Genomic DNA, 14,721 nt, shown 5'->3' with positions numbered 1-14,721 from the left:
CATTTTATTCGCCTATGAAATGTAAAAAGCTAATCATACCTTGCTGGCAACGGCGAGCGCATCGGGCGCCGCCACCCAGAAGGAGAGAAGTCATGAACCGCTTGAATGGCAAGATTGCCTTGGTTACCGGCGCCAGCGCCGGCATTGGCCGCGCTACCGCCCTGCTGTTCGCCCAGGAAGGCGCCAGGCTAGTGGTCGGTGCCCGCCGCGAGGCGGAACTGGCCAGCCTGGTAGCCGAGATCGAAGCGGCCGGCGGCGAGGCAGTGGCGCTGGCCGGCGATGTGAAGTCGGAAGCCTATGCCAAGGCCCTGGTCGATCTGGCGGTGAGCCGCTTCGGCGGCCTGGATATCGCCTTCAACAATGCCGGCATCATCGGCGAGGCCGGCCCCAGCATTGAGGTATCGGAACAGGGCTGGTCAGATACGCTGGCCACCAACCTGACCAGCGGCTTCCTCGGCGCCAAGCACCAGATCCCGGCGATGATCGCGCGCGGCGGCGGCTCGGTGATCTTCACCTCGACTTTCGTCGGCCATACCATCGGCTTCCCGGGCGTTGCCGCCTATGCCGCCAGCAAGGCCGGCCTGATCGGCCTGACCCAGGTGCTGGCCGCCGAATACGGGCCGCAGGGCGTGCGCGTCAATTCGATCCTGCCCGGCGCCGTCGATACGCCGATGTATCGCGGCATGCACACCACGCCGGAAGCCACGGAAGCCATGGCCAACATGCATGCCCTGAAGCGGGTCGGCCGGCCGGAGGAACTGGCGCGGTCGGTGCTCTATCTCGCTTCCGAGGATTCCGCCTTCGTCACCGGCACGTCCAGCTTCGTCGATGGCGGCATCTCGATCACCCGCAGCTAATCCCTCATAAGCAAAAAGGGCATCCGTTCATCACGGATGCCCTTTTTCTGTCTGCTAGGTAGCCTCAACTCAGAACGGGATATCGTCGTCCAGGTCATCGCGGCGCGGGGCTGCTTTGCCGCCGCCGCTGCGGCCACCACCGCCGCCGCCGAAGCCGCCGCCCGAACCCGAGCCGCCGCCCCCGCCGTAATCATCGTCGCCGCCGAAGCCACTACCACCACCACCCATGCCGCCACCGCCGCCGCCTTCGCCACGGCCGCCATCCAGCATGGTCAGTTCACCGCGATAGCGCTGCAGCACGATCTCGGTGGTGTACTTTTCCTGGCCCGACTGGTCGGTCCATTTGCGGGTCTGCAGCGAGCCTTCGATGTAGAGCTTGGCGCCCTTCTTGACGTACTGCTTGACCACTTTCACCAGGTTTTCATTGAAAACCACCACCCGGTGCCACTCGGTACGCTCCTTGCGCTCGCCGCTATTCTTGTCGCGCCAGGTCTCGGAAGTGGCAATGGAGAGCTGGGCTACTTCATCGCCGTTCTGCATCGAGCGGATTTCCGGGTCCCGGCCCAGATTGCCGACCAGGATCACCTTGTTGACGCTGCCAGCCATAGGCCGTTCTCCACTATTTGTTCTTATATCTGTTCTCTAACTGGTCTTGTATCACCTTATCGGCGTATAATGAAGACCTACAGCAAAAAAAGCCGTCCAAGTCCTCCCCAAGCCCCGTCAGTGAGCCGTCCCATGCAGAAGACAATCTCCGTCCGCGGCGCCCGTGAGCATAACCTCAAGAACGTGGACGTGGACATCCCGCGCGACAAGCTGGTGGTGCTCACCGGGCTTTCCGGCTCGGGCAAATCCTCGCTCGCTTTCGATACGATTTATGCCGAGGGGCAAAGGCGTTACGTCGAGTCCCTGTCAGCCTATGCGCGGCAGTTCCTGGAGTTGATGCAGAAGCCGGATGTCGATCATATCGACGGCCTGAGCCCGGCGATTTCCATCGAGCAGAAAACCACCTCGAAGAACCCGCGCTCGACGGTCGGCACCGTCACCGAAATCCACGATTACCTGCGCCTGCTGTTCGCCCGAATCGGCATCCCCTACTCGCCCGCCACCGGCCTGCCGATCGAGAGCCAGACCGTGAGCCAGATGGTTGACCGCGTGATGGCAATGCCGGAAGGCACGCGGCTCTATTTGCTGGCGCCGATGATCCGTGGCCGCAAGGGCGAATACAAAAAGGAATTGCAGGACCTGCAGAAGCGCGGCTTCCAGCGCGTGAAGGTGGACGGCAAGCTTTATGAGATCGCCGAGGTGCCGGCGCTGAACAAGAAGCTGAAGCACGATATCGAGGTGGTGATCGACCGCGTGGTGGTGCGCGATGGTGTGCAGACCCGGCTTGCCGATAGTTTCGAGACCGCTTTGGGCCTCGCCGATGGCATCGCCATTGCCGAAGGTGCCGATAAGGGCGAGCGCACAATCTTCTCGGCCAAGTTCGCCTGCCCGGTTTCCGGATTCACCATCGACGAGATCGAGCCGCGCCTGTTCTCGTTCAACAATCCGTTCGGCGCCTGCCCGGTCTGCGATGGCCTGGGCAGCAAGATGTATTTCGATGCCGCCATGGTGGTGCCGGATGAGAACGTGACCCTGCGCGAAGGCGCCGTCGCGCCCTGGGCCAAGTCCACCTCGCCCTATTACCAGCAGACGCTGGATGGCCTGGCCAAGCATTTCAAATTCTCGCTCACCGCCAAGTGGAAGGATGTGCCGGCCAAGGTGCGCCAGGTAATCCTGCAAGGCTCGGGCGAGGAGATCGTGCCGATCGCCTATGACGACGGCATGCGCAGCTACACGATCAAGAAGCCGTTCGAGGGCGTGATCCCGAACCTGGAGCGGCGCTGGCGCGAAACCGAGAGCGACTGGGTGCGCGAGGAACTGGAGCGTTTCCAGTCCGCCACCGCCTGCGAAAGCTGCAAGGGCCATCGCCTGAAGCCGGAAGCCCTAGCGGTGAAGGTTGGCGGCCAGCATATCGGCGAGGTCTGCAGCCGCTCGATCCTGGATGCGCGGCAATGGTTCCTCGATCTCACCAAGGCGTTGTCGCCGAAGCAGCAGGATATCGCCGCGCGTATCCTCAAGGAGATCAACGAACGCCTCGGCTTCCTGGTCAATGTCGGCCTGGATTACCTCACCCTGGCGCGTTCATCCGGCACGCTGTCGGGCGGCGAGAGCCAGCGCATCCGGCTGGCCTCGCAGATCGGCTCGGGCCTTACCGGCGTGCTCTATGTGCTGGATGAACCCAGCATCGGCCTGCATCAGCGCGACAATGCCAAGCTGCTCGAAACCCTGACCTACCTGCGCGATATCGGCAATACCGTGCTGGTGGTGGAGCATGATGAGGAAGCCATCCGCACGGCGGATTACGTCATCGACATGGGGCCGGCCGCCGGCGTGCATGGCGGCGAAGTGATCGCCGAAGGCACGCCCGCCGATATCATGAAAGCGGCCAAGTCGGTCACCGGGCAGTATCTCTCCGGCAAGCGTTTTGTTGCCGTGCCGGCCAAGCGGCGCCAGCGCGTGCCGAACAAGATCGTCCGCGTTGTCGGCGCCAAGGCCAACAACCTCAAGAATGTCACTGCTGAATTTCCACTCGGGCTGCTCACCTGCGTCACCGGTGTATCGGGTGGCGGCAAGTCGACGCTGACCATCGAGACGCTATTCAAGGCCGTATCGCGCAAGCTGAATGGCAGCCGCGATCTTCCGGGCGCCCATGACCGTATCGAGGGCCTGGAATGGCTCGACAAGATCATCGATATCGACCAGTCGCCCATCGGCCGCACGCCGCGCTCCAATCCGGCTACCTATACCGGCGCCTTTGGCCCGATCCGTGACTGGTTCGCCGGCCTGCCGGAAGCCAAGGCGCGCGGCTATGCCGCCGGCCGCTTCTCGTTCAACGTCAAGGGCGGCCGCTGCGAAGCCTGCCAGGGCGACGGCCTGATCAAGATCGAGATGCACTTCCTGCCCGATGTCTATGTGCAATGCGATGTCTGCAAGGGCAAACGCTATAACCGCGAGACGCTGGATATCCATTACCGCGACAAGTCGATTGCCGATGTGCTCGACATGACGGTGGATGATGGCGTGGATTTCTTCAAGGCGGTGCCGTCGATCCGCGAGAAACTGCAAACGCTGCAGCAGGTCGGCCTCGGCTATATCAAGATCGGGCAATCGGCCACCACGCTCTCAGGCGGCGAGGCGCAGCGCGTCAAGCTGTCGAAGGAATTGTCCAAGCGCGCCACCGGCCGCACGCTCTACATTCTGGATGAGCCGACCACCGGCCTGCATTTCGAGGATGTGCGCAAGCTGCTGGAAGTGATCCACGCCCTGGTGGATAACGGCAACACGGTGATCGTGATCGAGCATAACCTCGAAGTGGTGAAGACCGCCGATTGGGTGATCGATCTCGGCCCGGAAGGCGGCGATGGCGGCGGCATGATCGTGGCCGCTGGCACGCCGGAAGATGTAGCCAAGGTTTCCGAAAGCTACACCGGCCGGTACTTGAAGGAATATCTCAAACCCGCCGACAAGCGCAGCCTGGCCGATCTGCAATCGGCCAAGGCAGCACCAGCCAAGAAGCGCGCCGCTGGCCGCTGACAATTAAAAAACAGGAGCAACGTGATGCTTACCCGCAAGATGCTGAGCCTTTCCGATGTGCAGATGGTGGCCGCGGCTGCCGAAGCCGAGGCAGTGAAGAACAATTGGAAGGTCAGCATTGCCATCGTTGATGATGGTGGCCACCTGCTGCATTTCCAGCGCCTGGATGGCGCCGGCCTCACCACGGTGGCGATCAGCCAGGGCAAGGCCAAGGCTTCCGCCTATGCCCGCCGCCCCACCAAGGCGCTGGAAGATATCATCGCCAATGGCCGCACGGCTTTCCTCTCGGTGCCGGACCTGGTGCTGCTGGAAGGCGCCGAACCGATCATCGCCGATGGCATCTGCATCGGTGCGGTCGGCGTTTCCGGTGTAGCCTCGTCGCAGGATGCGGAAGTGGCGCGGGCCGGTATCGCGGCGCTGAAGCTCTCGTAAGCATGGCGGCGCCGGGTCAGAAGCCGGGGCCGCGCTCGAAGCCGGGACAGCGACCGAAAAAGGTCGATCCCGGCTATCTCGAACGCGCGGCTTTGTTCTACCTGGAACGCTACGCCTCCTCCACCGCCAACCTGCGCCGCGTATTGCAGCGCAAGGTGCGGCGCCGCGCGGAAGGCAGCGAGGATGGCCCACCGCCCGAGGTGGCGGCCTGGATCGAAGCGGTGATCGAGAAGCTGACCCGGCTCGGCTTCCTCAACGACCAGAGATATGCCGAACAGCGCACCCGCCGGCTTTATGACGAAGGCAAGAGCTTGAGCCGCATCCGCCAGACCCTGGCGGCCAAGGGCGTGAAGGCGGATATGACGGGCGCCGCGCTGGAGAATCTGGCCGAGGAACGCGCCGAGCCGGTGACCGACCTGCCCGCCGCCATCGCCTATGCCCGGCGCCGCAAGCTGGGGCCGTTCCGTGCTGATCCAGAGTCTCGCCGCGAGCTGCGGAACAAGGACATGGCGGCGCTGGCGCGGCGCGGTTTTTCAAGTGACTTGATCCGGCGTATACTGGCAGCCGAGAGTGTTGAAGCGTTGGAGAGCCTGAGTAATGACTAAACCGGTTCACGTTATTGGCGGCGGCCTTGCCGGCTCGGAAGCCGCCTGGCAATTGGCGCGCGCAGGCGTCAGCGTCGTGCTGCATGAGATGCGGCCCGAGCGCAAGACCGATGCGCACCAGACCGATGGCCTGGCCGAACTGGTCTGCTCGAATTCCTTCCGTTCCGATGATGCCGAGAACAACGCCGTCGGCCTGCTGCATGAGGAACTGCGCCGCTGCAATTCCGTGATCATGGCGGCAGCCGATGCCAACAAGGTGCCAGCCGGCGGTGCGCTGGCCGTGGACCGCGATGCCTTCTCCGCCCAGGTGCAGCGCGCCATCGAAGGCGAGAAGCTGATCACTGTGGCGCGCGGCGAGATCGCCGGCTTGCCACCGGAAGAATGGGACAGCGTGATCGTGGCCACCGGGCCGCTCACCTCGCCGGCGCTCGCCGAGGCCGTGCTGGGCCTTACCGGCGAAAGCAGCCTCGCCTTCTTCGATGCCATTGCACCCATCGTGCACAAGGACAGCATCGACATGTCGAAGGCGTGGTTCCAGTCGCGCTACGACAAGGTAGGCCCCGAGGGCGATGGCGCCGATTACATCAACTGCCCGATGAGCCGCGAGGAATACGATGCCTTCATCGTCGAGCTACTGGCGGCGGGCAAGACCGAGTTCAAGGACTGGGAAAAGAACACACCTTATTTCGAGGGCTGCCTGCCCATCGAGGTGATGGCGGAGCGCGGCCCAATGACCTTGCGTTTCGGCCCGATGAAGCCGGTCGGCCTCACCGATCCGCGCACGGCCAAGCGCCCCAATGCCGTGGTACAGCTGCGCCAGGATAATGCGCTCGGCACGCTCTACAACATGGTCGGCTTCCAGACCAAGATGAAGCACGCCGAGCAGATACGCCTGTTCCGCATGATCCCCGGCCTGGAGAATGCGCAATTCGCCCGGCTCGGCGGCATTCACCGCAACACCTTCCTGAATTCGCCGAAGCTGCTGAACCAGCAATTACAGCTGAAGGCGATGCGGCGCCTGCGCTTCGCCGGCCAGGTGACGGGCGTGGAGGGCTATGTCGAAAGCACCGCCATCGGCCTGCTGGCCGGCCGCATGGCTGCCGCCGAGCATCTCGGCTCGACATTGGTCGCGCCGCCGCCGACCACGGCGCTGGGTGCGCTGCACAGCCACATCACCGGCGGCGCCGATGCCAAGACCTTCCAGCCGATGAATGTGAATTTCGGCCTGTTCCCACCACTGCCCGAGGATGTGCGCCGCGATGCGCGCAAGAAGGCCATGGCGCTCCGTGCCCGGGCCGACCTCAGCACCTGGCTTGGTGCGCAGTGGAATGAAGGCGCGGCGGCCTGAACGGGGCCATGGCAGAGCGGCGCGTCACCATTCTTGGCGCCAGCAGCCGCCTTGGCCGGCCGTTGCTGCGGCGTTTGCAGTCCAATGGCTGGCAGGTGATCGCGGCGGCGCGCAGCCCGCATAAACAGGATGTCGCCTGGCAGGCAGAAGCACGGCCATTCCGGCTGGAAGACCCGGCCAGCCTGCAAGCTGCCTTGGCCGATGCCGAGGCGGTGGTAAGCTGCCTGGAAGTGCAGCATGCACCGCAGATATTGTCAGCGCTGCCGCCCGGCCATGCCGGCCGCCTGGTGATGATCGGCTCCACACGCATGTTCACGCGCTTTCCCGATGCCCTGGCGGCGCGGCTCAGGGTTGGTGCCGATGCTTTCCTGCACAGCGGCAAGCCCGGTATCCTGCTGCTGCCCACCATGATCTATGGCGCCGAGGATGATCTGAACACGCGCCGCATCGCGGCCTTCATCCGCCGCTTTGGCATCATCCCGTTGCCGTCCGGAGGCCGCACCCTGATCCAGCCGGTGCATGTGGCGGATGTCTGCGCCAGTATCGAAGCCGCCCTGCTGCATACCGAGATCAGCAGCGCCAGCATCGTGGCGGCAGGACCACAGGCCATGCGCTATCGCGACTTCGTGCGCGCCATCGGCGCCGCCATCGGCCGGCGCCCGCTGGTGCTGCCGCTGCCGCTCAGCCTGCTGCTGGCCGCCCTCACCCGCCTGCTGCCCTTCCTGCCCAGCGTGCAGCGCGATGAAATCCTGCGGCTCTGCGAGGACAAGGCTTTTCCAACGGAAGCCATGCGCCAGCAATTGGGCGTAGTGCCGATGCCGCTGGCCGAGGGTTTGCGGCGCAGTTTCGCCTGAGTCAGAACCGCCGCCGCAGAGCTGCCCAGAGCAAGGCGCCGTGCTTGCGCGGCTGCGACACATCGGCACTGGCTTTGGGATCGAAACCGGCGCGCTCCATTTGTTTCAGATGCAAAGCCGCGATGGTCAGTGGCAGCAGTGCCGGCAATACTTGTCGTGGTACCGGGCGGCGCCGTGCCATCACCAGCAGACGGCGTGCTTCCAGGCCGATTTCACGCATCACCGTGAAGGCGCGCTGGTCCAGTTCCTGGCGCAGGATGCTTTCCCAGGCCAGCCCCTGCCCGCCTAGCATTTGGGAGGGCAGCAGCACGCGGCCTTGCGCGGCGTGGAACGGTACGGCGCGCAGGATGCCGGTCAGCGCATAGGCCTGCCCGGCATAATCCAGCGTCTCCCGCAGCACGCCATCCGGCGTCTGCCCCAGCACCTGGCAGGCAAGACGCAGCAAGGGCGCCGTGGTTGCCTTGGCATAGTCCAGCAGTTCGGCGAGGCTCGCCGGCGGCGCCGGCTCCAGGTCGCGCTCGCGGGCATCGATCAGCGCCGCCACATCATCGGCATCCCAGGCAGCGGCGCCGGCTGCAAACAGAGCCTCGGCCACCGGATGCTTGCGCGGCGTGCCGGCGCGAATGCCATCCCAGGTTTCGCGCCACCATTGCAGCCGGATATGGCCCAGCATCGCCTCGCTCACCTGCTCGGCGCTGCGTGCGATCTCCAGGTTGAAGGCATAAAGCGCCCATAAAGCCGGGCGTGCAACGTCGGGCGCGAACAGCGCCGTCAGCCAGCGGTCGGGGTCGTGGCGGCGCAGTTCGTCGCCGCAATGGGTGGCCGAGTCGAGCTCCATGGCGGGTCAGCTATAAGCCGTAACCCGTCTTGCTGCCACTGCATTCTGTGATAGCTTGCTCAAGTCGAATCAAGCCCATAACAACAAGGAAACCAGCAATGGCAAAGATTCTGGAAAATCTCTACAAGGCGCTCGGCGCCGGCGTGGTGCTGACCGTGCTCGCCTTCCTGCTGCTGCACCGCAGTGTCGACCATGCCTATGTCGCCTTCTTCGTGCGCTGGCTGCATGTGCTGTCCGGTGTGCTGTGGATCGGCCTGCTGTGGTATTTCAACTTCGTGCAGATCCCGACCATGCCGAAGATTCCGGCTGAACTGAAGCCGGCGGTGGGCAAGTTCATTGCGCCCGAGGCGCTGTTCTGGTTCCGCTGGGCGGCGCTCGCCACCGTGGTCACCGGCCTGGTGCTGTCTGTCCTCAACGGCTATGGCCATGACGCCATGATGCTGAAGGAAGGCACCCGCACCATCGGCATCGGCATGTGGCTCGGCCTGTTCATGGCCTTCAATGTCTGGTTCATCATCTGGCCGAACCAGAAGAAGGCGCTCGGCATCGTGCCGGTGGATGATGCCGCCAAGGCTGCCGCCGCGCGCTTCGCCATGCTGGCCTCGCGCACCAACTTCATGCTTTCGCTGCCGATGCTCTATTGCATGGTGGCGCAGCAGAATATCGGCTAAGCACCAGCCCCCACTAAAGGGGCCGCTTCATTCAGGGCCGCCGGAGTTTTCCGGTGGCCCTTTTTTGTTGTGCGTGTCAGACCGGGATCAGCGCGGCCGCAACGGAGCGGCTTTCCAGGACCAGTAGATTGTAGGTGCGGCAGGCGGCGCCGGTATTCATCGGCTCGATCACGATACCCTGCTCGCGCAAGGCGGCGCGGATGTCGCGCGGCACCGGGGCGATGGAAGCGCCGCAGCCCAGCACCAGCAATTCCGGTTTGGCCTCTGCTGCCAGCAAGGGCGCGAAACTCTCGATGCTCATGCCGGCAAGGCTGCTGACCGGCCAGGCCAGCGTAAGGCGCGGCTGCACCAGCACCGGCTCCAGCCAATGCTTGCCGGCGATGCGGAAACCGCCATCGCCATAGGCGGCGATGGTCTGCCGGTCCGGGGCGACCTGCTGCTTCAGGTCGGCCATGGTCGGATCAACCCTTGGCGGGCTTGCCAGCCTGTGCCGATTTGCCGGCCTGGGGCGGCGCGGTCGGCGCCTCGGTGCCGCGACGCAGCTTGTTCTCGCCGAGGAACAGCAGGATCGGCGCGGCGATGAAGATCGACGACGAAGTCGCCAGCACGATGCCGAACAGCAGCACGATGGCGAAGCCCTGTACCGCCTCGCCGCCGAACAGCGCCAGCGGGATGGTGGACAGGAAGATCGTCACCGAGGTGTTGATGGTGCGGTTCAGCGTTTCGTTGATGCTCTTGTCGATCAGCTCACGCAGCGGCATGACCTTGTACTTGCGCAGATTCTCGCGCACGCGGTCATACACCACCACCTTGTCGTTGATCGAGAAGCCCATGATGGTGAGTACGGCCGCCACCGCCACGAGATTGAACTGCAGGTCGGTGATGACATAGAAGCCGACGGTCTTGGTCACGTCGAGCACCAGGGTGACGACAGCGCCGACGCCGAACTGCCATTCGAAACGGAACCAGATATAGGCCAACATGGCGACCAGGGCCAAGCCCATGGCGATCATGCCATCCTTGAACAGTTCATCCGACACGGAAGCGCCCACCGCTTCGACGCGGCGGATTTCAGCGCCGGGATAGGATTGGTTCAGCGCGGCCCGCACCTTGTCGGCGGCGCGCTGGGCGGCGGCATCATCGCCTTCCTGGCGGCCAAGGCGGATCAGCACATCCTGCGGCGAGCCGAATTCCTGCAATGCGGCCTGGCCGAGATCCAGCTTGTGGATGGCATCGCGCAAAGCCGGGAAATCGGCGGCCTGCGGCAGGCGCGCCTCGATCACGATGCCGCCCTTGAAGTCGATGCCGTAATGCAGGCCAGGATGGAAGAACAGCACCACCGACACGAGGCTGAGGAAAGCCGACACGGCAAGGCCGATGATGCGGCCCTTCATGAACGGGTAGTTGGTGTTGTCCGGGATGAGGCGGAGCTTGTACATGGCTATTGCCTCCTTACACCGGCAGCGCGGCGACGCGACGGCGGCGCAGCCAGGTCACCATCATCAGGCGTACCACCACGGTGGCGGTGAACATCGAGGTGATGATGCCGAGTGAAATGGTAACGGCGAAACCCTTCACCGTGCCGGAGCCCAGTGCATAGAGAATCAGCATCTTGAACAGGGTCGTCAGGTTGGCGTCGACAATGGTGCTGAAGGCGCGCTTGAAGCCCGCCTCCATGGCCGCCATCGGCGATTTGCCAAGCTTGGTTTCTTCGCGGATACGCTCGTTGATCAGGACGTTGGCATCAACCGACATGCCGAGCGTCAGCAGCAGACCGGCAATGCCGGGCAGCGTCAGCGTGGCGCCGAGCAGCGACATGGCGGCCAGCGTCAGCAGCAGGTTGGCGATCAGTGCGATATCGGCGAACAGGCCGAACAGGCCATAGGCCAGCACCATGTAGACCATGACCAATGCGGCGGCGACGGCAATCGAGATCAGGCCGGCGCGGATCGAGTCGGCGCCGAGATCGGGGCCGACGGTGCGCTCCTCCACCACCTTCAGCGGTGCCGGCAGCGCACCGGCACGCAGCAGCACGGCAAGGTCGGAGGCGGAAGCAAAGGTGAAGTTGCCGCTGATCTGGCCCGAACCGCCCAGGATTGGCTCGTTGATGCGCGGCGCGGTCAGCACCTTGTTGTCGAGCACGATGGCGAACGGCATGCCGACATTGGCCTGGGTGATATCGGCGAAACGCTTGGCGCCAGCAGTCGAGAAACGGAAATTGACAATCGGCTGGCCGGAACGCTGATCGGTGCCGGCCTGGGCATCGACCAGCTGGTCGCCCGCCACCTCGATCTTGCGCTTGACCACGAAGCGCACCGGACGGCCGGTGCCATCGCGGTCCTTGTCGGATTCCAGGATCATCGAGCCGGCCGGCGCCACGGTGGCGTTGCTGTCGGCGGTCATGTCCAGCAGATGGAAGGTCAGCTTCGCGGTCTGGCCCACCAGGGTCTTGATGCGCTGCGGATCATCGATGCCGGGCAGCTGCACCAGGATGCGGTCGCGGCCCTGAATCTGGATGGTGGGTTCGTTGACGCCGAACTGGTCAATGCGGCGGCGCACGATTTCCATGGACTGCGTCACGGCGGCGCGGGCGCGTTCCTGGATCGCGGCTTCCGACAGCACCATGCGCACGGCATTGCCTTCCGGCGCCACTTCCACGGCCATGTCGAGCTGGCCGCCGCCGAAGCCGATCAGGCTCGACTGCACCGGCTGCGCCAGCTTCTGCAGCAATTCGCGCACACGCGGCGCGGTGCTCGGATCTGGCAGGCGCACGGTCACGGTATTGGTGCCGGTGGCGGCGATGCCGGTATAGCGCATGTTGGCGCCGCGCAGTTCGGAGCGGGCGCCGTCTACCAGCGCCTCAAGCCGCTCGCGCAGCACGGTATTGGTATCGACTTCGAGCAGCAGATGGGCGCCGCCGCGCAGATCGAGGCCGAGATTGACCTGATGCGTCGGGATCCAGGACGGCAGCTTGTTGAGCTGTTCGCGGGTGAACAGGTTGGGCACGCTCAGCAGCAACCCGGCCAAGCAGACCAGGATGATGGACCAAACTTTCCACGGTGCGAAATAAAGCATGTCTGTCTGCCCCTGCCCTCACGCATTAAGAGGGACTGGATCGGGCCGGCGACAAGGCCGGCCCGACAGTATTTTTACGATTACTTGGAGTCGGCTTCGTCGTCGCCGGCGCCCTTGGAGCGCACTTCGGCGATGGTGGACTTCACCACCTTGATCTTGACGCCTTCGGCGATCTCAAGCTGGACCAGGCCATCTTCCTGCACCTTGGCAACCTTGCCGACGATGCCGCCGGAGGTGGTGACGACGTCGCCGCGGCGCACCGCCTCGATCATCGCCTTGTGTTCCTTGGCGCGCTTCTGCTGCGGACGGATCAGCAGGAAATAGAACACCACGAAAATCAGCACTATCGGCAGGAATTGCGTGGCCATGTCGGCGATACCGCCACCAGCGGCCTGCGCGTAGGCTTCCGAAATCAGCATTTGTAGCTCCCCAAGGTTCAGCAAAACCGCTCGTCAGAATCCCTCTCCAGGACCCTGGCGGCGGCGCGAGAGCGGGACTATAGCCGCGCCTGCCTTGATTGCAAGGAGCGGGGCTGTGGAACTGCGGACATAGGCGGAACAATCAGGAACGTCCCGGCACCTTTCGCACTTTGCGCGGCGCTGCCAGCCAGACTGCCGCAGCCGCGACGGCACAGCCGAGAATCGCCAGCAGGAAAGCCAGCCGGTAGCTGCCGGTGGCATCGTGAATCACGCCGGTGATCCAGGGCCCGGCGGCACCGCCGGCGATCAGCGCCACGGTGATGCTGCCGAAGATGGCGCCGTAATGCGGGCCTTCGAAAATCTCCAGCACAATCGGTCCCATTACCGAGGTGGCGGCATAGCCGAGCAGCCCCTGGGCGGCGACCATGAGATAGAGCAGCGGCAGGTTCGGCGCCGCCTCCAATCCGATCAGGGCGGCATAGCTGATGGCGAAGCCGAGGCAGGCCAGGGTCCAGACCAGTTCTCGGCCCTGGCGGTCGGAAAGCCAGCCGAGCAGCACCTGCCCGGGAATCGCGACGATGGCGACAATACCCAGCGACCAGGCGGCGGTGAGCGGCGTGAAGCCGATCTCGATGAGGTATTTGGTCTGATGCACCTGCACCGCATACCAGGCGAAGGTCATCCAGAAAAAAGCCAGAGCGAGCCACCAGAAGCGTGCAGTGCGCAAAGCGCGGGCCAGCGTCCAATCCCGTGCCGCCCAATCTTGATCAACAATATTGCTGCGTTTCGGAGCCGCCTGCCCCGGGCTTCGCTGACTGTCGCCGTCGGGCAGCAGGCCGATATCCTGCGGCCGGCGGCGCAGCAAAGGCACCAGCGGGCCAATCAGCACCAGCACCAGCAGGCCGGTGACGGTGCAGGCGGCGCGCCAGCCCTGGCTCTGGATGATACTTTGCAGCCAGGGCAGCAGCAGTACCGCGCCGATGCCGGCGCCGGCAAAGGCGATGCTGATCGCCAGCGCGCGGCGGCGCAGGAACCAGTTCGGCAGGAACAGCGAATGCGCAGTATAGGTGGCGAGGTTGGCCCCGCCCCCCACCAGCACCCCAAGCGTGGCATAGAACTGCCAGGGTGCATCGATATAAGGCGCCAGCAACTGCCCGGCGGCCATCAGCACCACGCCGGCACCGATCACCAGGCGCGGCCCATGCCGGTCCATCAGTTTACCCGCCAACGGGCTGATCAGGGCGGAGACCAGGAAACCGAAGGAGAAAGCACCGGCCGCCAGGCCGCGCTCCCAGCCATATTCATCGATCAGCGGCGGCAACAGCAATGAGAAGGCTGTGCGCGCCGTAACCGCCACCGCCATGGTGACGAAGGCCACCGCGATCACCACCCAGCCGTAATAGAATGGCAGCCGCGCCGGCCAAGGTGACGATCCAGACTGCATTGCCGTTTTCTCCCTAGCCGAGGGCGGCATTCTTTCGCCAGTCGCGGCGCGGAACAATTACCAGCCGGGTAATGGCTGCGCTTAATCAGGCACGGAAGCGTAGCACATACTTGATGCGATCGAGAATCGCTTCCGCCGTCATCGGCTTCACCAGATAACCGTTCACGCCGAGGCTTTTCAGCCGCATCACGGCATCGGCGTTGGCCGAGCCAGTAAGCATGATGATCGGGGTATCACGGTAATATTGCCGCGACTTGCGCACCCGCTCGACGAAAGCGAAGCCATCCATCTTCGGCATCGCCAGATCACAGATCACCAGATCGATCGGGCTGCGGGTGGCTTCCAGGATTTCCAGCGCCTCGGCGCCATCCATGGCCTGGCGGATATTGCTGAAGCCGAGTTCTTCCAGCACGTCGACATTGACGCGGCGGGCATGCGCTTCGTCCTCTACCATAAGGATGCGGCGGCTGGTCAACTCTGCGGGTAATGGGGTCGGCATGGATTTCCGCTTACAACGACACAGCCATCACTGGCAAGGG

The 14,721-nt window shown here is 64.1% G+C and carries 15 protein-coding genes; 7 read left to right on the top strand and 8 right to left on the bottom strand.

The features are described 5' to 3' along the window. Positions 1-92 precede the first annotated feature (92 nt). A complete protein-coding gene (locus ACQY7X_RS18830) occupies positions 93-857 on the top strand; it encodes an SDR family oxidoreductase (RefSeq protein WP_428246951.1) in 765 nt (254 codons plus the stop codon). A gap of 69 nt (positions 858-926) precedes the next feature. On the opposite strand, the gene ssb is transcribed toward ACQY7X_RS18830, so the two are convergent. After that, a complete protein-coding gene (ssb, locus tag ACQY7X_RS18825; protein ID WP_428246950.1) occupies positions 927-1,463 on the bottom strand; it encodes a single-stranded DNA-binding protein in 537 nt (178 codons plus the stop codon). Between the two features lie 132 nt (positions 1,464-1,595). Here ssb and uvrA point away from each other — a divergent pair, with 132 nt between their 5' ends. Genes uvrA through ACQY7X_RS18800 form a run of 5 tightly spaced genes read left to right on the top strand, consistent with a single transcriptional unit; the run spans position 1,596 to position 7,735 of the window. Further along, complete coding sequence (uvrA, locus tag ACQY7X_RS18820; protein WP_428246949.1) at positions 1,596-4,496, top strand: excinuclease ABC subunit UvrA; 2,901 nt, start codon at positions 1,596-1,598, stop codon at positions 4,494-4,496. A gap of 24 nt (positions 4,497-4,520) precedes the next feature. After that, positions 4,521-4,928, top strand: a complete 408-nt coding sequence (locus ACQY7X_RS18815) for a GlcG/HbpS family heme-binding protein (RefSeq protein ID WP_428246948.1) — start codon at positions 4,521-4,523, stop codon at positions 4,926-4,928. Between the two features lie 2 nt (positions 4,929-4,930). Then, positions 4,931-5,533, top strand: coding sequence for a regulatory protein RecX (locus tag ACQY7X_RS18810; protein WP_428246947.1), 603 nt, complete (start codon positions 4,931-4,933; stop codon positions 5,531-5,533). Beyond that, positions 5,526-6,881 (top strand): methylenetetrahydrofolate--tRNA-(uracil(54)-C(5))-methyltransferase (FADH(2)-oxidizing) TrmFO, encoded by a 1,356-nt coding sequence (gene trmFO / locus ACQY7X_RS18805; RefSeq protein ID WP_428246946.1) that lies wholly within the window; start codon positions 5,526-5,528, stop codon positions 6,879-6,881. The genes ACQY7X_RS18810 and trmFO overlap by 8 nt, the downstream gene beginning before the upstream one ends. An 8-nt stretch (positions 6,882-6,889) precedes the next feature. Then, a complete protein-coding gene (locus tag ACQY7X_RS18800; protein ID WP_428246945.1) occupies positions 6,890-7,735 on the top strand; it encodes an SDR family oxidoreductase in 846 nt (281 codons plus the stop codon). 1 nt (position 7,736) lies between these two features. Here ACQY7X_RS18800 and ACQY7X_RS18795 read toward each other — a convergent pair whose 3' ends face one another. After that, positions 7,737-8,573, bottom strand: coding sequence for a phytoene/squalene synthase family protein (locus ACQY7X_RS18795; RefSeq protein WP_428246944.1), 837 nt, complete (start codon positions 8,571-8,573; stop codon positions 7,737-7,739). Positions 8,574-8,671: 98 nt separating this feature from the next. Here ACQY7X_RS18795 and ACQY7X_RS18790 point away from each other — a divergent pair, with 98 nt between their 5' ends. After that, a complete protein-coding gene (locus tag ACQY7X_RS18790; RefSeq protein ID WP_428246943.1) occupies positions 8,672-9,244 on the top strand; it encodes a urate hydroxylase PuuD in 573 nt (190 codons plus the stop codon). 76 nt (positions 9,245-9,320) lie between these two features. On the opposite strand, the gene ACQY7X_RS18785 is transcribed toward ACQY7X_RS18790, so the two are convergent. The 6 genes from ACQY7X_RS18785 to ACQY7X_RS18760 form a co-directional block, all read right to left on the bottom strand. Beyond that, positions 9,321-9,698 carry an Mth938-like domain-containing protein gene (locus tag ACQY7X_RS18785; RefSeq protein ID WP_428246942.1) on the bottom strand — a complete coding sequence of 126 codons (378 nt, stop codon included), beginning with the start codon at positions 9,696-9,698 and terminating at the stop codon, positions 9,321-9,323. Between the two features lie 7 nt (positions 9,699-9,705). Beyond that, positions 9,706-10,683, bottom strand: a complete 978-nt coding sequence (gene secF / locus ACQY7X_RS18780; RefSeq protein WP_428246941.1) for a protein translocase subunit SecF — start codon at positions 10,681-10,683, stop codon at positions 9,706-9,708. 13 nt (positions 10,684-10,696) lie between these two features. Next, on the bottom strand, positions 10,697-12,319 hold the full coding sequence (gene secD, locus ACQY7X_RS18775) for a protein translocase subunit SecD (RefSeq protein WP_428246940.1): 1,623 nt from the start codon (positions 12,317-12,319) through the stop codon (positions 10,697-10,699). A gap of 80 nt (positions 12,320-12,399) precedes the next feature. Beyond that, on the bottom strand, positions 12,400-12,738 hold the full coding sequence (yajC, locus tag ACQY7X_RS18770) for a preprotein translocase subunit YajC (RefSeq protein ID WP_341983750.1): 339 nt from the start codon (positions 12,736-12,738) through the stop codon (positions 12,400-12,402). Positions 12,739-12,880: 142 nt separating this feature from the next. Next, complete coding sequence (locus ACQY7X_RS18765; protein WP_428246939.1) at positions 12,881-14,182, bottom strand: MFS transporter; 1,302 nt, start codon at positions 14,180-14,182, stop codon at positions 12,881-12,883. 85 nt (positions 14,183-14,267) lie between these two features. Then, positions 14,268-14,681, bottom strand: coding sequence for a response regulator (locus ACQY7X_RS18760; RefSeq protein ID WP_428246938.1), 414 nt, complete (start codon positions 14,679-14,681; stop codon positions 14,268-14,270). Positions 14,682-14,721: the final 40 nt, after the last annotated feature.

The sequence above is a fragment of the Ferrovibrio sp. genome (genome assembly GCF_965278975.1).
In the GTDB taxonomy this organism is placed as follows: Bacteria; Pseudomonadota; Alphaproteobacteria; order Ferrovibrionales; family Ferrovibrionaceae; genus Ferrovibrio.
Note: the sequence above shows the minus strand (reverse complement) of the source record. Positions and strands in the feature narration are given on the sequence as shown.